Source organism: Acerihabitans arboris (assembly GCF_010131535.1).
Classification (GTDB): Bacteria; Pseudomonadota; Gammaproteobacteria; order Enterobacterales; family Enterobacteriaceae; genus Acerihabitans; species Acerihabitans arboris.
Genome location: NZ_WUBS01000002.1, coordinates 145,894 through 167,892, shown reverse-complemented (window position 1 = coordinate 167,892; position 21,999 = coordinate 145,894). Strand labels below are relative to the sequence as shown.

Below are 21,999 nucleotides of genomic sequence, written 5' to 3'. Positions count from 1 at the left end.
TACCGCCGCCGCGCGCCAATAACGGCGATGGGCTATTGCCGGACGCCCTCGACCGATAGGATTAAGTCCACCTGCTGGGACGCCGGGCCCAGATCGGTGGTGATGTTAAAGTCTTTCAGCGCCAGGGTGCCCTGCGCTTCGAAACCCGCGCGGTAGCCGCCCCAGGGATCCTTGCCCCGGCCGGTTAACCTGGCTTCCAGCGTAATGGGCTTGGTCACGCCGTTTAACGTCAGGTTGCCGGTGATATCCCATTCATCGCCGTCTTTTTTCACCTGGGTGGATTCGAAGGTGGCCTGGGGAAATTTCGCCGCGTTCAGGAACTCCGCGCTCCTGAGGTGTTTGTCGCGTTCGGCGTGGTTGGTATCGACGCTTGCGGTATTGATCACCACCTTGACCTTGTCGGCGGCGGGATTGTCGTCGTCGAAGGTGAAGCCGCCGTCAAAATCCTTAAAGCCGCCGTAGAGCCAGCTATAACCCAGATGTTTGATCTTGAACAGCACAAAAGCGTGCTGGCCTTGTTTATCGATTTTATATTCCGCCGCGCCGGCGATGCCCGAGACGAATAACATCGTTGCCGTTGCCGTTGCCAGGACAAGGCTAGTCTTTTTCAGCATGGGGTCTTTCCTTATGATTCGCAGGTGGGTGGGGGCGACACCCAAGCATCCGCCTGAGCGTGATGTCGCCGTCGATAAAATGATGTTTTAACGCGGCCAGGCCGTGCAATACCGACAGGATCACCACGCACCACGCCAGGTAAAAATGGATATCGCCCGCCACATCGGCCTGACCTCCCAGGCCGCTAAGGGTCGCGGGAACGGAAAACCAGCCGAAGACATCGATGGGCTGTCCGTCGGCGGTGGAAATCAGATACCCGCTGGTCAGCAGGGCAAACAGCAGGATATACAAGGTCAAATGCGCCAGCGCCGCGCCGGCGCGCGTCAGCGGCGAGTAATGGCTGAGCGGTTCGGGGGGCGGGGACATAAAACGCCAGATCAGGCGCAGGATCATGACGGCGAAAAGAAGACAGCCGATGCTTTTGTGCAGTTCGGGCGCGCGATGATACCAGGTCGCATAATAACCCAGCGTCACCATCCACAGGCCAAGCGCAAACATGCCATACACGGCGAGCGCCACCAGCCAGTGAACGCCGATGCTGATATAACCGAAATTTTCGGCTGAATTACGCCAGCGCATAAGGCGTTTCTCCCGTGGTTTTTCGTTACCATTGGGCAATAAATAAAACATACTGAAATAAAAAAGCAATTATAAGCGATGTTAAAGACGTTAAAGTTTTGTAAATCAAAAAATGCGCTTTATTATCATGGCGTGGGATCGATTGGTAACGGCGGGGGGATGGCAAGCCCCGACGGTTAGAAAGGCTATTAAAGCGCTTGTTGTTATGCGGATATGAAATAACTATAGCGTTTAATGTCATTTACGCTCAGAGGACGGCTCCCCTACACTCGCCAACAGTTTGCCGAATCGACCTTATCCGGAGCTTGCCATGAAATTAGCCGTTTCCTCGTTGCTTTTCACCGCCCTGGCGTGCGCGTTCAACGCGCGGGCGACCACGCCGGCCGATACCTTGGTTATCGTCCAGTCCATCGACGACGCGTCCAGTTTTGACCCGGCGGAAGGATTTGAACTGACCACCGTGCAGTCGTTTAACAGTCTCTACCAGCGTCTGTTGCAATCCAATCCGCATAACCCTATCGAGCTAAAACCGACCCTGGCGGACAGTTGGCAAGCCGGCGCCGATAACCGCAGCCTGACCTTCACCCTGCGGCCGCATACCCAATTCGCCAGCGGCCATCCGCTGCGCCCGGAAGACGTGATCTTTTCGCTGTCACGGGTGATCAAGCTCAACCTGGAGCCGTCGTTTATCCTGACCCAGCTCGGCTGGAACGAAAAAAACGTCGACGGCATGCTGCAAAAGGTGGACGACAATAGGGTGAAGATTAGCTGGACCGCCGACGTCAGCCCCGCCTACGTCCTTAGCCTGCTGTCCGCTCCCGTTTCATCGATTATCGACGCCGAAGAGGCGCTGGCCCATCAGCAAAATAACGATTTCGGCCACGGTTGGCTGGGCCGGCATTCCGCCGGTACCGGTCCGTATAAGATCCGCAGCTATGTCCCCCATGAGGTGCTGGTCTTGCAGGCCAATCCAAGCTCGCCGGAAGGCGCGCCGAAGCTTGCCAACGTGTTGATCAAGAACGTGCCGGAACCGGCGGCGCGGCGGCTGCTGGTGGAGCAGGGCGATGCGGATATCGCGCGCAATCTTGGCGCCGATCAGATGGCGGCGTTAACAGGCAAGTCCGGGGTCACACCCATGGCCGTTCCCATGGCGTCGCTGTATTTCCTGCAGTTTAACGCCGACGCTTCGCCGGCGCTGAAAAATCCGGCGTTCTGGGAGGCCGCGCGTTATCTGTTTGACTATCACGGCATTGCCGAAGACCTGATGAAAGGGCAATTCCAGGTGCACCAGTCCTTCCTGCCCGACGGGTATCCGGGCGCGCTGAGGGACGAGCCGTACCGCTACGATCCGGAAAAAGCCAAACAGATCCTGGCCAAGGCCGGGCTGGCCAACGTCAGCTTCACGATTTCCGTCAGCAACCAGCCGCCCTACCTGGACATCGCCCAGGCGTTGCAGGGCAGTTTCGCCAAAGGCGGCGTGGCCGTGGACGTGGCGCCCGGGCTGAGCTCGCAGATATCAACCAGCGTGAAAAGCCACAATTACCAGGCAACGCTGACCTCCTGGGGCCCCGACTATTTTGATCCCAATACCAACGCCGCCGCGTTTGCCTATAATCCGGAAGACGGCAGCAAAACCCTGGCCTGGCGCGCCAACTGGCATATTCCCGAACTGAGCAAACAGACGCTGGCGGCCACGGCGCAAAGCGATCCGCACCGGCGGGTGGAGATGTATCGGCAGATGCAAAAGCAGGTCATGCAAAGTTCGCCTTATGTCATCGGCTTACAGGCGCGCAACCTGATTGCGGTGCGCGATAACCTGAAAGGCTATATCCAGGGCATCAACCCGGATATGGTGTTTTACAGCCGGGTCACCAAATAATGTCGGCGTCGACGCCTTCGGCCGGCCTCGGCCGGCAAAGCTGGCGCTGGTCGGGCAACATCCTGACCGGCGCGCTGTCATTGGCGATGACGCTGCTCGGCCTGCTGGTTTTTACGTTTACGCTCTCGCAAATGGCGCCGATTGATCCGGCGCTGCAGATGGCGGGCGACCACGCCAGCGAAGCCACCTATGCCCAGATTCGCCGCCAGCTCGGCCTGGACCAATCCCTGCCGACGCAGTTCCGGCTTTATCTGCAACACCTGGTGCGCGGCGATATGGGCATCTCGCGCATTACCGGCCAGCCGGTGATTGACGATTTACTGCATACCTTTCCCGCGACGCTGGAACTGGCCACCTGCGCCATCCTGTTCGGCGCCATCGGCGGTATTGCGCTGGCGCTGCTGGCCGCCTGGAAGCCGGGCAACTGGCTCGATTCCATCGCCCGCCTGGTTTCGCTGCTGGGGTATTCGGTGCCGGTATTCTGGCTGGGCCTGCTGGGATTGCTGCTGTTTTACGCCGTACTGCACTGGGCCAGCGGGCCGGGCCGGCTGGATGATATTTATCTCTATACCCTGGAGCCGAAAACCGGTTTTGTGCTGGTGGATACCTGGCTATCCGGCGATCGCGCCATGTTCCGCAACGCCATCAGCCACCTGTGGCTGCCGGTTACCGTGCTCGGGCTGCTGTCGATGGCCGGCATTACCCGCCTGCTGCGGGCGTTGCTGCTGGAGGAGAGCAACAAAGAGTATGTGGTGCTCGCGCGCTCGAAGGGCGCCGGGCGGCTGCGTATTTTATTGCGCCATATTTTCCCCAACGTGCTGGGGCCGCTGGTGACCGTGCTGTCGCTCTCCTACGCCAGCCTGCTCGAGGGCGCGGTGCTGACCGAAACGGTGTTCGCCTGGCCCGGCGTGGGCCGCTACCTGACCGGCGCGCTGTTTGCCTCCGATACGCCGGCGATCCTGGGCGCCACGCTGCTTATCGGCCTCTGCTTTGTGTTGCTTAACGCCCTGGCCGATGCCCTGACTTATTTAATCGATCCACGAACCCGATGACGCAATCGATGACCGACTCATCCCTGCCGGCGCGAGACGGCGGAACGCCTGACTCGCCGCCGGCCACCTTTATCCGCCGCCGGCGCCTGACGGCGTTAACCGTTGGCGGCGCCATGGCGGCCGTTTTGGTGCTGATGGCGCTGTTTGCGCCCTGGCTGGCGCCCTTTGATCCGAACGTTCAGGAAATCGGACAACGCCTGCTGCCGCCTTCCGCCCATCATTGGTTAGGCACCGATGGCTTCGGCCGCGACCTGCTGTCGCGGGTGATTTACGGCGCGCGGCCGACGCTTATCCTGGTGGCGCTGATCCTGGTGCTGACGGTGCCGGTCGGCCTGCTGATCGGCATCGGCGCCGGTTATCTCGGCGGCTGGACCGAGCGGGTGCTGATGCGCGTTACCGACATCGTGCTGTCGCTGCCAAGCCTGGTGATCGCGCTGGCCCTGGTGGCGGTGATGGGACCGGGGCTGATGAACGGCGCGCTGGCGCTGGCATTGACCAGTTGGCCGGCTTTTGCCCGCCAGTCGCGCGCCGAAACGCTGGGGCTGCGCCGCAGCGATTACCTGGCGGCGGCGCGTATGCAGGGCATCGGCGGCATGCGGCTGATGTCCGGCCATATCCTGCCGCTGTGCCTGCCCAGCGCCGTGGTGCGCGCGGCGCTAAGCCTGGGCGGCATTATCCTGTCCGCCGCCGGCCTCGGCTTCCTGGGCATGGGCGTTCGTCCGCCGACCGCCGAATGGGGATCGATGGTAGCCGAAGGCAGCAAAGTGATCTTCGATCAGTGGTGGGTGGCCGCCGCGCCCGGCGGCGCCATCCTGCTGGCCAGCCTGGCGTTTAACCTGCTGGGCGACGGCCTGCGCGATAAAATGGATACCCGCAATGCCAACCGATAACACCTCGCTTCTAGTCGCGGACCGGCTTAGCGTCATCCTGCCTGACCGGCGGCCCCTGCCGCTGGTGAAGTCCATTTCATTTCGTCTCGGTCAGGAACGAGTGGCGCTGGTCGGTGAGTCGGGATCCGGGAAATCACTGACGGCGCGGGCGCTGATGGGCCTGCTGCCTTATCCGTTAACCGTCCAGGCGGGCCGGCTGAGCTTTGGCGGCCTGGATTTGACGCGGATGGCAAGCCGTCAATGGAACCAGCTGCGCGGCAATCGCATCGCCATGGTGATGCAGGATCCGAAGTATGCGCTCAACCCCGGCCAGACCATCGCCACGCAGGTGATCGAACCTTTGCTGCTGCATACCCGGCTCGGCCGGGCCGAGCGTAATGAAAAAATGCTCGATATGCTGGCGGCGGTGGGGCTGCCGGATCCCAAAACCCTGGGCCGGCGCTACCCCCACCAGCTTTCCGGCGGCATGGGCCAGCGGGTGATGCTGGCGATAGCGCTGATCAATCACCCGGACTTGCTGATTGCCGATGAGCCGACCTCGGCGCTGGATCATGAAATGCGCGATCAGGTGCTGAACCTGATGGAAAAACTGGTGGCGGAGCGCAATATGGGGCTGTTGCTGATAAGCCATGACTTACAGCAGGTGGCCCGGCATTGCGAACGGGTGCTGGTGATGTATCAAGGCCAATTGGTTGACCAACTGCCGGCCGGCGGGCTGGCCAGCGCCACCCATCCCTACACGCGCACCCTGTGGTCGTGCCGTCCCTCGGCGGCGACCCACGGCCTGCGCCTGCCGGTGCTGGATCGGGCGGCGCTGGAGGCGATGGAATGACCGGTCCCGCAGTGCAGCTTGCCCACCTTAACGTCTCGCACCGGCAGGGCAACCGCGTCCGTACCGTGGCGCATGATATCAACCTGTCCGTCCAGCCGGGAGAGTGCTTTGGCCTGGTGGGCCCGTCGGGGTGCGGTAAATCATCGCTGCTGTGGGTGCTGGCCGGGTTAAACAGCGGCTGGAGCGGCGAAATGCGCCTGCTGGGAGACAGCATCAGGCCCGGCAAACCCTTTACCGGCATCCTGCGGCGCAACGTGCAGATGGTGTTCCAGGATCCTTATTCGTCGCTGCATCCCAAACACAAACTGCTCAGGACGCTGGCCGAACCGCTTAAGCTGCTGAGGGAAGACCATATTACCGATAAGATTGTCGCGGGCTTTCGCCAGGTGGGGCTGGATCCGGACATGATAACCCGCTATCCGCACCAGCTTTCCGGCGGCCAGCGCCAGCGCGTGGCCATCGTGCGCGCGCTGTTGCTGCAACCGAAGCTCCTGTTGCTCGATGAACCCACCTCCGCCCTGGATATGTCGGTGCAGGCGGAAATCCTCAATGTGCTGAACGACCTGAAGGCCCGGGGCAACCTGACCATGATCCTGGTAAGCCACGATCGCGACGTTATCGATCATATGTGCGACCGGGGCGTATCCATGGCGCAGGGACGGATTGTGTAGGGCGGGAGCTGGAAAATGCCCGCCTTAAGTCCCTGCCCGGACCCTCGGCCGGGTAACGTCATCTAGGACTGTTAACCGCGCGCCCGGCGGACCGGGGATTATTGATGATGGCGTATTGCCTCGATAAACCTGGCGAAGGCGGTGGTATGCTGTTTCCGGCTGGGGTAATAGAGGTAATAACCCGGGAAATACGGGCACCATGCTTCCAGCACCCTGACCAGTTGCCCGCTCGCCAGTTCGTCTCTTATCGTATCATCCGGCACGTAGGCCAGGCCGAAACCGGCCACCGCGGCATCAATGCGCTGTCGCAGGCAGTTAAAGGTTAGCTGGCCGTCGACCCGGACCTTTAACTCCCGATGGTCTTTTTCGAATTCCCACGCATAGAGTCCGCCCAGGGTGGGCAGGCGCATATTAATACAACGGTGATGCTGTAATTCCTGCGGGGTGGCCGGTATGCCTTTATGGTCCAGATAAGCGCCGGCGCCGACCACCGCCATACGCATCATCGGACCGACGCGCACGGCGACCATATCCCTGGCGACCTGTTCACCCAGGCGAATGCCGGCATCATAGCGCCCGCTGACAATATCCGTCAGGCCGTTATCGACGGTGATTTCAACATGGATATCCGGATAATCGGCCAGGAAACTTTTTAATACCGGCCAAAGGACGGAATCCACCGCATGTTCGCCGGCGCTGATCCTGATATTGCCCGCCGGCCGGTCGCGCATTTCACCCAGGGCAACCAGTTCGCGTTCAATTTCGGCGAAACGGGGGCCGAGCGAATTCAGCAAACGTTCTCCGGCCTCGGTGGGCGCCACGCTGCGCGTGGTCCGGGTTAACAACCGGAGTTCCAGACGTTCTTCCAGGCTGCGAAGGGAATGACTCAACGCCGACTGCGAAATACCGAGTATAGCCGCCGCTTTGGTGAAGCTCCGCTCTTTTGCCACCACCAGGAAAGATAGCAAATCATTAAAGTTTTCTCTTAGCATTCAGTTACCCGGGTGGTCAGCATAATTATTATTACTCTTATTCAATACATCTGCGTCTATTACCGCCGACGCTGCAAGATCGCTAGCCAGGACATTAATCCTGCCGGGCGGCGTATGCCCGCGAGCGACGTAAAACAGCGCTGCGTTATCGGCAGGCTGATGGGCCATGATAACCCGGCGGTTTGACGGACAGCGGCGCTACATTACTGCCGGTACTGCTCGTCGGTGACCTTTTCCAACCAGTCGACCGCTTTGCCGTCCTGGGATTCGGCAATCGCGATATGCGTCATGGCCGAGGCCGCCGACGCGCCGTGCCAGTGTTTAACCCCCGCTTCAATCCAGACGATATCGCCTTTGTTCATGGCCTGAGCCGGTTTACCCCATTCTTGCACCAGCCCCTGGCCCTCGGTCACAATCAGCGTCTGGCCCAACGGATGGGTGTGCCAGGCCGTCCGGGCGCCTGGCCCGAAACTGACGGTGGCGCCGCCGACGCGCGCGGGCGCCGTCGCCTGGAAGGGGGAGTTGATACTCACCGTACCGGTAAAATAGCTCTCGGGACCACTGGCAGTGGGTTTAGAGCCGCTTTTGATAATATCGATCATGTGTGTTTCCTCTGCAATGGTGGCCGATTTTCGCTTTAGGCTGGCAGTGAACGCGCCCGTTTTATACGGATGCCACCTTTAGGATAAAGCAAACAGGATTCATGACTAAGGGACATTTATTGCTAGGACCTATGACTTAAGCTCATAAATCCCCCGGCTTAACTTCAATAGCCTATTAAGGTGCTGGAGATTAGCGACCTACATTAAAAATTATATTTAACTTCAATGAATTAAAACTTTAGCCTTCCGCCGGCCCAAACGCGCCGCACTGATTACCGTACCGTTATGCGTTTTTGCGCCTGTCGGCTACTTTGACCCGCGTGGGTTAACCTGGGCTGATTAGATAACGCATTGATGAATATTGTTCATAGGCCTATTTTCTCCGCGCCGCTAACCCTTGGATGCCGGTTCTGCTAACGTTAATCATCGACCGGGGGTAACCGTTGGGGACGGCGGTTAATCCATTTCCCGGTAACCATGATGATGCTCGCGGGCCGTTCAAACAACAAAACCGTTCAATACCGTTCCCGATGACGGGTATGCCGGGATAATTCCCGATGGAGAAAAAAATGCAGAAAAGAATGCTTGGCAACAGCAACCTGGAAGTGTCGGCCCTTGGCCTGGGGTGCATGGGCCTGAGCCATGGCTACGGACCGGCGCAAGGCCGGCAGGAGGCTATCGCGCTTATCCGCGCCGCCGTCGAACGCGGCGTGACCTTTTTCGATACCGCGGAAGTCTACGGCCCGTTTACCAATGAAGACGTGGTAGGAGAGGCGCTGGCGCCGGTGCGCGATCGGGTGGTGATTGCCACCAAGTTCGGTTTCGACCTGCCGAGCGCGGACGGCAAGCAGCACCTTAACAGCCGGCCGGAGCATATCAGGCAGGTGGTCGAGGCGTCGCTGAAACGCCTGCGGACCGATGTTATCGACCTGCTGTATCAGCATCGCGTGGATCCCGACGTGCCCATCGAGGATGTGGCCGGTACGGTCAAACAGCTGATCCAGGAAGGCAAGGTAAAACATTTCGGCCTGTCCGAGGCGGGCGCGCAGACCATCCGCCGCGCCCACGCGGTGCAGCCGGTGACCGCCCTGCAAAGCGAGTACTCCTTGTGGTGGCGCGAGCCGGAGACGGAAATCCTGCCGACGCTTGAGGAGCTGGGCATCGGCTTCGTGCCTTTCAGCCCGCTCGGCAAAGGTTTTCTTACCGGCGCCATCGATAAGGATACCGCCTTCGACAGTAACGATTTCCGTAACATCGTGCCGCGCTTTTCCGCGGCGGCGCGTGCTGCCAACCAGGCGCTGGTCGATGTGCTCGGCGAGCTTGCGGCAGGCAAGCAGGTTACGCGCGCGCAGATCGCCATTGCCTGGCTGCTGGCGCAGAAACCGTGGATTGTACCGATCCCCGGCACCACCAAGCTGCATCGCCTGGAGGAAAACCTGGGCGCCGTCGACGTGGCGCTGACGCCTGGCGATCTGCGCGAAATCAACCGCGTCGTATCGCACGTCACCGTGCAGGGCGATCGTTATCCGTCCGATCTGCAGAAAAACGTCGGCCGCTAAGCACGCCGCCCCGTCGGGGACGATGAGGGGGCGGCGAACGGCGGGCGGTGGTTAATACACCAGCGTCCGTCCTTGCGGGTTTCGGTCGCGGCGATATAGACGCCCTGCGCATCGCGCACGATGGCCTGGGCGCCGCCGAAGCCGTGGATCTGTAGCGGATCTTCCACGATAAGCTGATGTCCCATGGCGCGCAGGGCGGCCAGGGTATTGCGATCCAGCGACGGTTCCACCATCACCTCGCGTCTTTTCACCACCCGCCAGCGCGGCGCGTCGATGGCCGCCTGCGGATTCTGCCGGTGCCGCATAATGCGCAGCGCCAGCTGGAGATGTCCCTGCGCCTGCATGGATCCCCCCATCACGCCGAACGACATTAACGGCTGCCCGTTACCGTCCAGGGCAAACGCCGGGATAATGGTATGTAAGGTCCGCTTGTTGCCGGCGAGGCAATTGGGGTGCCCTGGCTCCAGCACAAAACTGGCGCCGCGGTTTTGCAGGCTGATGCCGGTATCCGGCACCACGACGCCGGACCCGAAACCCATATAGCTGAACTGGATAAAGGACACCATCATGCCGTCGGCATCGGCGGTGGACAGATACACCGTGCCGCTTTGCCGGGGCGCGCCGATGGCCGGCGCCCGTCCCGCGGGCGCCGGCGGGAATCATGTAGGGTAACGTCGTTGGACGGAGGGGGACGCACCACGGCCGGGCAAAATATGCACCGCGCCGCGTCAGGGTGTTACCGAAGGTAAGCAGGCTGAAATCATGGCCGCGCCCTATACGGCGCAGCCGGGGTCATTAATATCTTTCGAGCCAGTGGGCGTAAGGGGCGGGCAGCGTCCAGGAGGGGCGCTCAACCTTCAGCTCGCGCGCCGCGTGATAGCTCCAGTGGGGGTTGGCCAGATGCGCCTTGCCCACCATGACCAGATCCAGCTGCTGGTCCCGAATGGATTTTTCGGCCAGGTCCGGCGTGCCAAAACCCCAGGCGGAGGCCACCGGAATGCCGGCTTCCCCGCGCACCCGTTTGGCAATCGGGCCCATAAACGCCGGTCCCCACGGGATGTTGGCGTCAGGGGTGGAGAAGCCGATGCTGACGCTGAGCATATCCAGCCCGCCCTCTTTGAAGCGCCTGGCCAGTTCGATGGATTCAGTCAGGGTTTGCTCGTCGCGCCCGTCGAATTCAAGCACGCCGAAGCGGGCGGTCAGCGGCAGATGTTCCGGCCAGACTTCGCGCACCGCCGCCAGGGTTTCCAGCAGGAAACGGCTGCGGTTTTCCACGCTGCCGCCGTATTGGTCGGCGCGCTGGTTGGAGTGGGCGGAGAAGAAGCTTTGGGCCAGGTAACCATGGGCGAAATGCAGCTCCAGCCACTCGAAGCCGGCGTCGCGCGCCCGGCGCGCCGCGGCCACGAAATCATTACGTACCCGGCTTATGTCATCCAGGGTCATGGCTTTCGGCACCTTGGGCAAATTGGCGCCAAAGGCGATAGCGGACGGCGCAATGGTCTGCCAGCCGCGCGGATTGCCCTCGGCGATATGGTCGTCGCCTTCCCAGGGAATATTGGCGCTGGCCTTGCGGCCGGCATGACCAATCTGGATGCCGGGCACGGCGCCCGCCGCCTTGATGGCCCGCACCACCGGCACAAACGCCTGGGCCAGGGAGTCGTTCCAGATACCGGCGCAGCCTGGGGTGATGCGGCCCTCCGGGGATACCGCGGTCGCCTCGACGATCACCAGTCCGGCGCCGCCGCGGGCGAGGGCGGCCAGGTGGACCTGATGCCAGTCGTTGATCAGGCCGTCATTGGCGGAATACATGCACATAGGCGGAACCGCGATGCGGTTGCGCAGCGTAACGTCCTTGAGTTTAAACGGTTGAAATAAGGCGGACATGGGCTTTTCCTGTATTTGAGTGGGTCGATCGTACAACATTTCTTTATTCTGTAATTCGATAATATTCGAATTATGGCTTTTTGACAAGCCATTCGCTATACTCGGGTCATGCGCCCATTCAAACATCCGTCCATCACTGAATTCGCCCTTGAGCGCGTGCTTTACGCCTTGAGCGATCCGCTGCGACTGGACATAGTGCGGCGGCTGGACCAACTGGGCGAGGCCAGCTGCGGCGAGCTGGACGGCGGCCGGCCCAAATCCAGCGTTTCCCACCATTTTCGCGTATTGCGCGACGCGGGGCTGGTCTATACCCATAATGTCGGCACCACGCATATGAATACGCTGCGCCGCCGGGAGATGCAGGATCGTTTTCCCGGACTACTGGCGGCAATACTGGCGCAACATTAATTCCCGGACGGCGGGCGTCAGCCGCGCGGCTTATCCTCGATTCACCGCTCACCGCATAGTGTTTCTGTTCTAATGCCCAATGCTGGCCGCGATGCCGCGTCTCGTTACCGGCGATGGCGACGCGCGCCCGTTTTTATTCATTTCCGACTTCCCGCCAGATTTGTGATCCCTATCCTGCCGCCCAAAAAATAACTGTGAGTAACATCACATTAATATTTCATTAACATACCTACCATTGGTATTACCACTGGTTAGGGTTGATTGATGACTGATGATGATTAAACGCGGGAACGAAAAACAGGAAACGGGCAACGGCTATGATCGCGTGGTCGGCTTTTTGCGCGAGCAACTGCTGTCGGGGGAACTGAAGGCGGGGGACTGCCTGCTGCCGGAGCGCGAGCTTTCCTCCCAGCTCGGCGTGAGCCGGCCGGTCTTGCGCGAAGCGCTGCGCGCGCTGGCGATGATTGGCGCGGTGGAGATCAGGCACGGCATCGGCACGGTGGTGAAAAAACCCAGCGTGTCGATACTGGGCGAGTTTTTCACCTTTGTGCTGGCGCACCAGGCGGACGTTATCGACGACGTCATGCAGGCGCGCATCGCCATTGAGCGGCAGGCGGTACGGCTTGCCTGCCGCCGGGCCACCCAGGGCGATTATGACCGGTTGGCCGAATGCCTGCGCGCCATTATCGAAACCATCCATACCCCGGAAGTGGGCGGCCTGGCGGATTTTCATTTTCACGAATCCATTGTACTCGCGTCGGGCTCGGCCACGCTTATCAGCATTTATCAATCCATCAGCGCGCTGATGATGCGTTCGCATCTTGATCGGCGGGAACAAATCATCCAGGTCGAGGGCATCGAGGAATTTCTTATCGATCACCATCGCGCCATTTTTGCCGCCATTGTCGAGCGCGACGAAGCGCGGGCCGACGATCTGCTCGGGCGTCACTTCGAGATTGGCGCGGACTTCCGCCGCCGCGCCACCATCCGCATGGCGGGCGCGGCGCCTTTTTCCGAATAAACCACCCCCTACAAGGAATCCCGAATGAATATCGTTATTGGCAGCGATCACGCCGGCTTCCGGCTTAAGCAGGAACTGGCCGATTGGCTGCGCGAGACCGGTCATCAGGTGGATGACATCGGCAGCCACACGCCCGATCCGGTCGATTTTCCCGATATTGCCCATGCCCTGTGCGGCAAGGTGCGCCAGGACGCGAGCCGCCGGGGCATTCTGGTGTGCGGCACCGGCGTGGGCGCCGTGATTGCGGCTAATAAAATCAACGGCATCCGCGCCGCCGTGTGTCACGATATTCATTCAGCGCATCAGGGCGTAGAACATGACGACCTCAACGTGATGTGCCTGGGCGCGCAAATTGTCGGGCCATGGCTGGCGCGCGATCTGATCGACGCGTTTCTCCAGGCCCAATTTGTCCGCGATGAGGATTTCGTGCGCCGCGTCGACAAACTTAACCGACTTGAACAACAAAACCGATCAGGGGAGAACCGATTGCCATGAGCCATTCAACCATCTCAACAACAGCAACAGCCAGCGGTACCGTCGGTTTTCTCGGCCTGGGCGTCATGGGGCGCGAAATGGCCCGCAATCTTGCCCAGGCCGGATTCCTGGTGCGCGCTTACGATGTCCTGCCCGCGGCGGTTGAACCGTTGACGGCGTATGGCGTGGAGGCGGCGCGGGATGTCGGCGGCGCGGTGCGCGACGCCGACATCGTGATATCCATGCTGCCGGACACGCCGCAGGTGGAAGACGTGGTGCGGGGGAGCGGGGGACTGCTGGCCTGCCCGCCGCGCGGCGGGCTGTATGTGGATATGAGCACCATTGCCCCGGACGCCACGCGCCGGATGAGCCAGGCGCTGGCGGCGGCGGGCGTGACCATGCTCGACGCGCCGGTATCCGGCGGGCCGGTGGGGGCGAAAAATGCCGCCCTGAGCATTATGGTCGGCGGCGACGCCGAAGGATTCGCGCGCGCCGAACCCTTTTTGCGGGCGATGGGCACCACCATCAACCATGTCGGCCTGTCGGGCGCCGGCCAGACGGTCAAGCTGTGCAACCAGCTGATCTGCGGCATCAATATCCAGGCCATTTGCGAAGCGTTGGCGCTGGGCCGGGCCTACGGCATCGACCTGGACCAGATGCGCCAGGTGCTGCTGGGCGGTTCGGCGGCGTCCTGGATGCTCGACAAGCTGGGCGCGGCGATGATTGCGGGCGATACCTCGGCCGGCTTTCGCATCGATTTGATGATGAAGGATTTGCGCCTGGTGCTGGAAGCGGCGCAGAAGCGTCCGGTGCCGCTGCCGGCAACCGCGCTGGTGGCGACACAATACCAGGATGCGCAGGCGCATGGCGAAGGGTCACATGGCAATCAGGCGCTGTTTAAGGTTTACGACCGGATGACCGGGCGGGAAACTGCGGACGCGACAAAATAGGTACCGGTTATGAAGCTTGATTTCACGGCGATTTTCACGCAATGGCAGATGCTGATGGACGGCGCCTTGCTGACCGCGCAGCTGGCGGTCATCACCACCCTCTGCGGTTTTCTGATTGGGACCCTGTGCGCCATTGCGCGCCGTTCCCAATGCGCCTGGTGCTCCCGCATCGCGGGGGTGTATATCGAGGCCATCCGCAATACGCCTTTCCTGGTGCAGATCTTCCTGGTGTATTTTGGATTGTCCAGCCTGGGCTTCTCGTTTTCGGCCTTTACCGTCTCGGTGATTGCGTTGACGATTAACGTCGGCGCCTACACCGCGGAAATCGTGCGCGCGGGGTTTGAGTCGATCCATAAGGGGCAGTGGGAAGCGGCGGAAACGCTGGGGTTGTCAGCCTGGCAGCAATACTGGCATGTGGCGCTGCGACCGGCGATAGAACGCGTTTATCCTTCGCTCACCAGCCAGTTTATCCTGCTGATGCTGGCCTCGTCCGTGACCTCGCAGATTTCGACCGAGGAACTGACGGCCACCGCCAACTTTATCCAGTCGGAGACCTATCGCCCGTTCGAAACCTTCTTTGTCGTCGCCGGCATTTACCTGGGCTTATCGTTTTTAATGCGCTTTGCGTTTTGGCTGGTGGGGCTGCTGGCCTTTCCCCGCCGCCGCCGCCTCGGCACCAACATTTGAGGAGCAAGACATGAATTCCTCCCTTAACATGGCCCATATCCAATTCCTGCTGGAAGGCGCTTTCTGGACTGTTATCCTGTCGCTGATGGCGTTTGGCGGCGGTGGGCTGGTCGGTTTTCTGGTGGCCCTGGGCCGCATCGCGCCGCTGCGCGGCGTGCGTTTTGTGGTAAGCGCCTACGTCCAGCTTATCCAGGGAACCCCGCTGCTGATTATCATGTTCATGATTTATTTCGGCCTGCCGTCGCTGGGGTTTAACATTTCGCCGCTGTTAGCCGCCGGGGTCTCGCTGACCCTTTATGCCAGCGCTTATCTGGGCGAAATCTGGCGCGGCTGCCTGCAGGCGGTGCCGCGCGCGCAGTGGGAAGCGGCGGAATGCCTGGCGCTGTCCCGCACGCAGCGCCTGCTCAAGGTGATTTTACCGCAGGCCGTCAGGCTGGCGACGCCGCCCACGGTCGGGTTTTCGGTACAGATCATCAAAAACACCTCGCTGGCGTCGGTGGTCGGTTTCGTTGAGCTGGCGCGGGCCGGGCAGCTTATCAACAACTCGATATTCGAGCCGTTTATTACTTACCTGATTGTCTCCTTCCTCTATTTTTGCCTGTGTTTTCCTGTTTCGGTATTGAGTCGCCGGCTCGAGCGCCGCGCCTTGGTTAACAAAACGGCGCGGCAAAACGCCGCGATTGCCACAACCGCATGAGCGTTAAAGGAAATCATTATGTCGATTATCGTGCTCAACAACGTGAAAAAAAGCTTTGGACCGGTGCCGGTGCTCAACGATGTGTCTTTTTCGGTGGATCGGGGACAGGTGGTGGCGCTGATCGGCGCCAGCGGTTCGGGAAAAAGTACCGCCCTGCGTTGTATCGATCGGCTGGAGCAGATTAACGGCGGCAGCATCGAGGTCTGCGGGCATCGCGTCGAGGATCCGCATCTCGATCTGCGCAAACTGCGCCAGGATGTCGGAATTGTGTTCCAAAGCTACAACCTGTTTCCCCATTTAACCATTGAGCAAAATATTACGCTGGGGCCGGTCTCGGTAAAAAAACAGTCGAAAACCGACGCCAAGCGCCTGGCGCACTCGGTGCTGGAGCAGGTCGGGCTGGCCGACAAGGCGGATAACTACCCGGAGCAGCTTTCCGGCGGCCAGCAGCAGCGCGCGGCCATCGCCCGTTCGCTGGCGATGAAACCGAAGGTGATGCTGTTTGACGAGGTAACCTCCGCGCTCGATCCCAAACTGACCGGCGAAGTGCTGCGCGTTATCGAGCGGCTGGCCGGCAGCGGGATGACCATGATCATGGTGACCCATGAGATGAATTTTGCCCGGCGTATCGCCGACAAGGTGGTGTTCATGCACCAGGGCACCGTGCACGAAAGCGGCAATGCCGCCATTTTAAAACAGCCTGCCACATCCGAGCTGCAAGATTTTATCGCCAACGAGCTGTAGGCCGGCGACGGTAAAACATCAGACAACCCTGGAGAAAGAACTATGCGTACCATAAGACAGATAGCGGTAATGGGCACCCTGTTTTGTTTGCTGGCGTTTAACCCCGCCGCCGCGGCGTCGGATTCCTGGCAAGAGATCAAGGATCGCGGCACGCTGCGGGTGGCCACCGATCTTTCCATTCCGCCGTCCGGCATGCTGGACGCCGGCCTGAAGCCGATTGGATCGGACGTTGAGACGGCGCAGTTATTGGCCAGTGACTGGGGGCTGAAGCTGCAGTTTATTGAAACCACCGGCCCGACCAGGATCCCGAACCTGCAAACCGGCAAGGCGGATATCGTAATCTCGACCCTGTCGGTGACCCCGCAGCGCGCGCAGGTGGTGGACTTTACGCGCGCGTACGCCGGGTTACGTTCGGTGATAGGCGCGCCGGCGGCAACCAATATCAAGGACTGGAACGACCTGAAAGGCAAGGCGATTACCGTGACGCGCGGCACTACCCAGGACACGCAGCTGAGCGCGGAGGCGGCGAAACGCGGCTTTAGCGTGCAGCGCTATGACGACGACGCCACGCTGGTCACCGCGGCGGTGAGCGGGCAGGCTTTCGCGGTGGCGACGTCGGCTACCCTGGTCAACCAGATCAAGAAACAGGATCCTAAGCTGGCGTTTGAACCGAAGATGACGTTGCAGGTGTTTGATCTGGCGATTGGCGTGCCGAAGGGCCAGCCGGAGCTGAAAGCCAGGCTGGATGAATGGATTGCCGCCAACCTGAAAAATGGCAAACTGAACGCCATCTATCAAAAATACCATGGCGAGCCGATTCCACGGGAAATCATTAACCGGTAAATCCGCGGGTGGCGGGCCTGCGCGACCTTTGATTTAACATCGACGATAACAGGCCTGCCGTGCCATGGGGCGTTCTCCCGTCAACCGGCCAGGGTCAATATAGGCGCAGGGGCCTTAGCCGGGGAGATATAACCGGCTTTTATCCACCGAACCGAACAGGGCCATTTTATTGGCAATCACCCGGGCCGCGGCCTGCATCGGTTTAATATAAAGTGCGTTGGGTTCATGATCGCCGCTTTTCAGCTCCTGCTCCAGCGAGACGAAAAAGGCCTTTTTCATCTCGCTGGAAATATTGATCTTGCCGACGCCATAACGGATGGCTTCGGCCACCTCGCTGTCTTTGTTGCCGGAACCGCCGTGCAATACCAGCGGAATAGACACTAATTGCCTGATTTGCTGCAGCCGCTCGATATCCAGCTTGGGTTGTTTACCCTTGGGATATAAGCCGTGAGACGTGCCGATGGCCACCGCCAGGGTATCCACCCCGGTCCGTTCGGCGAAGATCTGCGCCTGCCGCGGGTCGGTAAACAATATCTCAGCCGTGCCGCCTTCCGCGCTGCCGTTCATCGCGCCGATGGTCCCCAGCTCCGCCTCGACCGAGATGTTCAGCGCATGGGCGATTTCAACGATTTTTTGCGTGACGCGGATATTGCCGTCAAAATCCTCGCAGGAAGCGTCGATCATCACCGACGTAAAACCGGCATAGATGGCCTGCATGACTTCCCGCAGGTTGCGTCCGTGGTCCAGATGAATCACCACCGGCACGCTGGCATTGATGGCCAGGGTCCTGAGATAGACGATAAAATCGGCGCCGGTAAAACGCATCTCGTCGGGATGGATTTCCAGGATCACCGGCGAGGCGTGTTCTTCCGCCGTTTCAATCACCGCGCGGGCAAATTCCGCGCTGGCGATATTAAAGGCGCCAACGCCGAATTTATGTTGGTTGGCCACTGTCAGTACGTCTTTCATGGTATAGAGCATAGCGATTATCCTTCCTGAAGGGACTGGGGAACATCTTTCTTGATAAAAAGCAGAATGAGCGCGGTAAGCAATGACCCGGCGGCAATGGCGAAGCTATAGGCCAGCACGTTGGTAATCACGTTGGGAATAAACATCACGAAAATACCGCCGTGGGGCGCCCGCGAGGCGCAGCCCAGCATCATGGACAGCGCGCCGGCCAGTCCTGAGCCGCAGACGATGGCCGGTATCACCCGAAAAGGATCGGCGACGGCAAACGGAATGGCGCCTTCGGTAATAAACGATAGGCCGAGGATGTAGGTAACCTTGCCGGTCTCGACTTCCTGGCGGGTGAACTTCCTTTTAAACAAGGTGGTCGCCAGGGCAATGCCCAGCGGCGGCACCATGCCGGCGGCCATGCAGGCGGCGATCGGACCGTATATGCCGCTCGACATTAGCCCGATGGCAAACATGCAGACCGTTTTATTCAGCGGGCCGCCCATATCGAATGCCACCATCATGCCGAATAACAAGCCGAGGATGGCTGAGTTGGCATTACCCAGCGAATTGAGAAAGGTGGTCAATAATCCCAGCAACAGCTTGATGGGCTCGCCGATTAACAGCGCCATCATGGCGCCGGTGATGAATACGCTTAGCAGCGGTACAATCAGGATCGGTTTTAAGCTGATAATGGATTTAGGCAGCTTGATATATTTATTGATCAATAAGGTGACATAGCCGGCCAGAAAGCCCGCCAGCAGCGCCCCGAGGAAGCCGGAGCCGGTGTGTATCGCCATCATGCCGCCCACGGCGCCGGCCACGATCCCCGCTTTGCCGCTAATGGACTGGCTGATGCCGAACGCCAGCACCGGCAGCATCAGCGCAAAAGCGGACCCGCCGCCGATATCCGACAGCATTTTGGCCAGCGGGTTAAAACTCGGGTCGCCGGGCGTCGCCGCTTTAATTCCGAAGGCGAAACTCAGGGCAATCAATATGCCGCCGGCGACCACAAAGGGGATCATCAGGTTGACGCCGGTGATCAGATGGACATAGATGTCGCCAATCGCCGAGCGTGTTGCCTGCCCGGCCGCCGGCGCGTCGCCGGCGTCGCTTAACCGGTGCGCGGTCAATTCTCCCCCGACGATGGCGCGCAGCAAGCCTTCCGCGTCCTTGGCGGCTTTGGTGACCGATACCTCGATGATATTTTTATTGATAAAACGGGATAATTCGATTTTTTTATCGGCGGCGATAAGCACGATGTCGGCGTTTTTTATATCCTCGTTACTCAGGATATATTCACTTTCCACCGCGCCCTGCGTTTCGACTAAAATAGGTATATTTAACTTCTTGGCGGATTTTTTGAGATTAGCCTCGGCCAGATAGGTGTGCGCGACACCCGTCGGACACGAGGTCACGGCGATAATGTTCATATGCCTTCTCCGGTAGGTAAATACAGAGTTATAGTTTTAGGATATTAACTTTCAGAACGGGTTACCAATAATCGATATAATTCGCTACGGCTTTGTAAATGGAGTAAATCATCAACGACTTCATCATCACCTAATGCCATTGATATTTTTGATAATATTTTTATATGCCGGGCATCGCTGTCGGTATCCTTTACCGCAAACAGAATCACTAATCGCACCCTGGTGCCGTCTATCGTTTCCCAAGGGATATCTCCATCGACCCGGCCGATGGCAATACGGGTTTTTAATACAGCGGTGGATTTGCCATGGGGAATGGCAATATGATTTTCGAAACCGGTTGAACCTAATTCCTCCCTTGACCAGACATCCTTTAAAAAACAGGTTTTATCCGCTAATGCGCCGCTGTCGAACAGGATGTCGGTGAGTTCATTAATAATCTGATCTTTGGTCCGGGCCTGTGAGTTGAGGATAATACATTCTTCCTGCAAAACATCGTCAATAGCCATGGTGAGAGTCATTCGTGGTCCTCCGCGGAATATAAATATTATCAGGTTTTTTCATAACGCTATTTCATATAATTGGCCACCAGGCATTCCGTCACCCGGCTGATATCTTTGGCGGTAAATAGCGCCGATACATACACCACCGGCCGGTTTATTTCCTCTAGCCGGATAGTCGATATGATGATGTCCACATCATGTTGTGTTATATATCGCGCTATCTCCTGCCCGGACACGATGCCGACAATCTCCCAGCAGGGGAAGGCCCTTATCACCCGCCCATGGAGCAGTTGCGACGTGCCCAGGCCGCTCGAGCACACCAGCAGCACGCGTTTTCTTTCGATATTATTTTCAATCGCCGCCTGGATGTGTACCGTCAGGTAGCCGATCTCATCGTCGGTGACCGGGCCGATGGCATGTTCCGCGGCAATGCCGTTGGCGGCATTTTTTACCGCGGCGAAAATGCTGCCCAGCTCATTTTTGATATCATGCAGCAGCGGATTTTTAATCCTGATATGATACTCAAGCCGGTTCAGCATCGGTTTGACATGGGAAAGCAGCGAGGTCATCAGATGGTTATCCATCGTGATGTCCACGTTGATCAGCGATGACACCCGCACGATCAGCTGGCGGGTAAAGGCCAGCGAACGGCCGGAACCGTTGGTTTTTACACTGCTGCTGTTATCAATATCGGTCTTGCCCGAGGAGACCAGATATTGGTAAATATATTCAGCTTCGATTGTGTTGATCCGTATATTATATTTATTTTCAATGGTATTGATTATTGATAGCGAAATTTCATACATTACCCGATCCTGAGCAATAAAATCATCGCATGGGATTTCGCTATCATTAATTCTCAGGTTAATTCGATGGATCAATACCAGGATATGAGTAAACAAATTGATGTAATAAGGGTCGCTGATACGGTACGCAAGCTGGTCTTCAATCGCGGTAATCAGATCGGTGGTAAATAATACATGCTGCTCGCCGAACTTCGCCGATAGCTCGCTGAGAATGGCCGTATCTATCCGGCTTTCCATCATGTTCATATTGCTGTAAATGGATTTTAACACCAGGGCCTTCATGGCGATTCGCATCGATTTCTCATTACCGATTATCCGCGTGCCGCTAAGGTCTTTAAACAGCGCCAGATCAAAATGTGCGAGCCAGGTTTCGATTTTTTTTAAATCATTGACGATAGATGCCCGGCTGATAAAATATTTTTTTGACAATTCACTGATGGACGTAGGCTGCGGTGAATTCATCAATAAATCCGACGCTATTTTTAACAAGCGGACGCTAGTGTTAAAGACATCACTGTCATTCATAAATACGTTTCTTGAGGTGATCTCCGCGGCATCGTTACGAAATTCGGCAATAATTCCACGTCCGGTCTTGCTGGCCAGAAAAATACCCTCGGTAGATAATTTATCGTTAATCATTTCAATATCCCTGCGTATCGTGCGTTTTGACGCGACCACTAAAGACGATATCGACTCGATGCTGATATACTCTTTGTGGTTAATCAGGTGCTTCATGATTTTTATCTGTCTGTCCGTCAGGTTCCTCATCATGGATTGGCTCCGAATTGCACTATTATCCGCCGGTTGCTATTTATGACTATAATAGCCTTGTTGACAAGTTGTAAATATTAAATAGTGGCCACAATGGCTATGGCTAATTGACCACCGGGGCAATATGGGCGTTAAAATATGATTGAGATCACGTTT

At 58.6% G+C, this 21,999-nt stretch carries 23 protein-coding genes and 1 pseudogene; 14 read left to right on the top strand and 10 right to left on the bottom strand.

Annotation, left to right across the window (positions count from 1 at the left end):
* Positions 1-32 precede the first annotated feature (32 nt).
* Both GRH90_RS03015 and GRH90_RS03010 read right to left on the bottom strand, forming a co-directional pair.
* Positions 33-614 carry a YceI family protein gene (locus GRH90_RS03015; RefSeq protein ID WP_162364418.1) on the bottom strand — a complete coding sequence of 194 codons (582 nt, stop codon included), beginning with the start codon at positions 612-614 and terminating at the stop codon, positions 33-35.
* Positions 598-1,194, bottom strand: a complete 597-nt coding sequence (locus GRH90_RS03010) for a cytochrome b (protein WP_162364417.1) — start codon at positions 1,192-1,194, stop codon at positions 598-600. The genes GRH90_RS03015 and GRH90_RS03010 overlap by 17 nt, the downstream gene beginning before the upstream one ends.
* 310 nt (positions 1,195-1,504) lie before the next feature.
* Between GRH90_RS03010 and GRH90_RS03005 the strand changes: the two genes are divergently transcribed.
* From GRH90_RS03005 to GRH90_RS02985, 5 genes are read left to right on the top strand one after another with little or no spacing between them, the layout of a single operon-like run.
* Positions 1,505-3,073, top strand: coding sequence for an ABC transporter substrate-binding protein (locus GRH90_RS03005; protein WP_162364416.1), 1,569 nt, complete (start codon positions 1,505-1,507; stop codon positions 3,071-3,073).
* Entirely contained in the window at positions 3,073-4,125 is a 1,053-nt protein-coding gene (locus GRH90_RS03000; RefSeq protein WP_162364415.1) for an ABC transporter permease, read from the top strand. Before GRH90_RS03005 ends, GRH90_RS03000 begins: the two co-directional genes overlap by 1 nt.
* 8 nt (positions 4,126-4,133) lie before the next feature.
* Positions 4,134-5,015 carry an ABC transporter permease gene (locus GRH90_RS02995; protein WP_162364414.1) on the top strand — a complete coding sequence of 294 codons (882 nt, stop codon included), beginning with the start codon at positions 4,134-4,136 and terminating at the stop codon, positions 5,013-5,015.
* Positions 5,002-5,847: an ABC transporter ATP-binding protein gene (locus GRH90_RS02990; RefSeq protein ID WP_162364413.1), complete on the top strand. Its 846-nt coding sequence runs from the start codon at positions 5,002-5,004 to the stop codon at positions 5,845-5,847. The genes GRH90_RS02995 and GRH90_RS02990 overlap by 14 nt, the downstream gene beginning before the upstream one ends.
* Positions 5,844-6,518 carry an ABC transporter ATP-binding protein gene (locus GRH90_RS02985; protein WP_162364412.1) on the top strand — a complete coding sequence of 225 codons (675 nt, stop codon included), beginning with the start codon at positions 5,844-5,846 and terminating at the stop codon, positions 6,516-6,518. The genes GRH90_RS02990 and GRH90_RS02985 overlap by 4 nt, the downstream gene beginning before the upstream one ends.
* 98 nt (positions 6,519-6,616) lie before the next feature.
* Here the strand turns inward: GRH90_RS02985 and GRH90_RS02980 are convergent, their stop codons facing one another.
* Together GRH90_RS02980 and GRH90_RS02975 are read right to left on the bottom strand one after the other, a co-directional pair.
* Positions 6,617-7,510: a LysR family transcriptional regulator gene (locus GRH90_RS02980; RefSeq protein ID WP_162364411.1), complete on the bottom strand. Its 894-nt coding sequence runs from the start codon at positions 7,508-7,510 to the stop codon at positions 6,617-6,619.
* Between the two features lie 203 nt (positions 7,511-7,713).
* On the bottom strand, positions 7,714-8,109 hold the full coding sequence (locus GRH90_RS02975; protein WP_312857168.1) for a (R)-mandelonitrile lyase: 396 nt from the start codon (positions 8,107-8,109) through the stop codon (positions 7,714-7,716).
* A gap of 572 nt (positions 8,110-8,681) precedes the next feature.
* Between GRH90_RS02975 and GRH90_RS02970 the strand changes: the two genes are divergently transcribed.
* Entirely contained in the window at positions 8,682-9,671 is a 990-nt protein-coding gene (locus GRH90_RS02970; protein WP_162364409.1) for an aldo/keto reductase, read from the top strand.
* On the opposite strand, the pseudogene GRH90_RS02965 reads toward GRH90_RS02970, so the two are convergent.
* Together GRH90_RS02965 and GRH90_RS02960 are read right to left on the bottom strand one after the other, a co-directional pair.
* A pseudogene (locus GRH90_RS02965) lies at positions 9,668-10,294 on the bottom strand (gamma-glutamyltransferase); the annotation flags it as partial. The gene GRH90_RS02970 and the pseudogene GRH90_RS02965 overlap by 4 nt on opposite strands.
* Positions 10,295-10,466: 172 nt before the next feature.
* Positions 10,467-11,555 (bottom strand): NADH:flavin oxidoreductase/NADH oxidase, encoded by a 1,089-nt coding sequence (locus tag GRH90_RS02960; RefSeq protein WP_162364408.1) that lies wholly within the window; start codon positions 11,553-11,555, stop codon positions 10,467-10,469.
* A gap of 108 nt (positions 11,556-11,663) precedes the next feature.
* Here GRH90_RS02960 and GRH90_RS02955 point away from each other — a divergent pair, with 108 nt between their 5' ends.
* From GRH90_RS02955 to GRH90_RS02920, 8 genes are all read left to right on the top strand, one after another.
* Positions 11,664-11,963 (top strand): ArsR/SmtB family transcription factor, encoded by a 300-nt coding sequence (locus tag GRH90_RS02955; protein ID WP_162364407.1) that lies wholly within the window; start codon positions 11,664-11,666, stop codon positions 11,961-11,963.
* A 271-nt stretch (positions 11,964-12,234) separates the two neighbouring features.
* Positions 12,235-12,984, top strand: a complete 750-nt coding sequence (locus GRH90_RS02950; RefSeq protein WP_162364406.1) for a FadR/GntR family transcriptional regulator — start codon at positions 12,235-12,237, stop codon at positions 12,982-12,984.
* Between the two features lie 24 nt (positions 12,985-13,008).
* Positions 13,009-13,479, top strand: coding sequence for a ribose 5-phosphate isomerase B (gene rpiB, locus GRH90_RS02945; protein ID WP_162364405.1), 471 nt, complete (start codon positions 13,009-13,011; stop codon positions 13,477-13,479).
* Positions 13,476-14,408, top strand: a complete 933-nt coding sequence (locus GRH90_RS02940; RefSeq protein WP_162364404.1) for an NAD(P)-dependent oxidoreductase — start codon at positions 13,476-13,478, stop codon at positions 14,406-14,408. The genes rpiB and GRH90_RS02940 overlap by 4 nt, the downstream gene beginning before the upstream one ends.
* Positions 14,409-14,417: 9 nt before the next feature.
* Positions 14,418-15,095, top strand: coding sequence for an amino acid ABC transporter permease (locus tag GRH90_RS02935; protein WP_162364403.1), 678 nt, complete (start codon positions 14,418-14,420; stop codon positions 15,093-15,095).
* A gap of 10 nt (positions 15,096-15,105) precedes the next feature.
* Entirely contained in the window at positions 15,106-15,792 is a 687-nt protein-coding gene (locus tag GRH90_RS02930) for an amino acid ABC transporter permease (protein ID WP_162364402.1), read from the top strand.
* 18 nt (positions 15,793-15,810) lie between these two features.
* A complete protein-coding gene (locus GRH90_RS02925) occupies positions 15,811-16,536 on the top strand; it encodes an amino acid ABC transporter ATP-binding protein (protein WP_162364401.1) in 726 nt (241 codons plus the stop codon).
* Between the two features lie 42 nt (positions 16,537-16,578).
* On the top strand, positions 16,579-17,379 hold the full coding sequence (locus tag GRH90_RS02920; protein ID WP_162364400.1) for a transporter substrate-binding domain-containing protein: 801 nt from the start codon (positions 16,579-16,581) through the stop codon (positions 17,377-17,379).
* Between the two features lie 114 nt (positions 17,380-17,493).
* On the opposite strand, the gene GRH90_RS02915 is transcribed toward GRH90_RS02920, so the two are convergent.
* The 4 genes from GRH90_RS02915 to GRH90_RS02900 are packed head-to-tail and all read right to left on the bottom strand — an operon-like array spanning position 17,494 to position 21,843.
* Entirely contained in the window at positions 17,494-18,360 is an 867-nt protein-coding gene (locus tag GRH90_RS02915) for a ketose-bisphosphate aldolase (RefSeq protein WP_162364399.1), read from the bottom strand.
* Positions 18,361-18,365: 5 nt separating this feature from the next.
* The gene (locus GRH90_RS02910) at positions 18,366-19,766 is read right to left on the bottom strand and encodes a PTS fructose transporter subunit IIC (protein ID WP_162364398.1); all 1,401 of its coding nucleotides are present in this window, start codon (positions 19,764-19,766) and stop codon (positions 18,366-18,368) included.
* Positions 19,767-19,810: 44 nt separating this feature from the next.
* Positions 19,811-20,272, bottom strand: coding sequence for a PTS sugar transporter subunit IIA (locus GRH90_RS02905; protein ID WP_376766057.1), 462 nt, complete (start codon positions 20,270-20,272; stop codon positions 19,811-19,813).
* Between the two features lie 59 nt (positions 20,273-20,331).
* Complete coding sequence (locus tag GRH90_RS02900) at positions 20,332-21,843, bottom strand: BglG family transcription antiterminator (protein WP_162364396.1); 1,512 nt, start codon at positions 21,841-21,843, stop codon at positions 20,332-20,334.
* Positions 21,844-21,999: the final 156 nt, after the last annotated feature.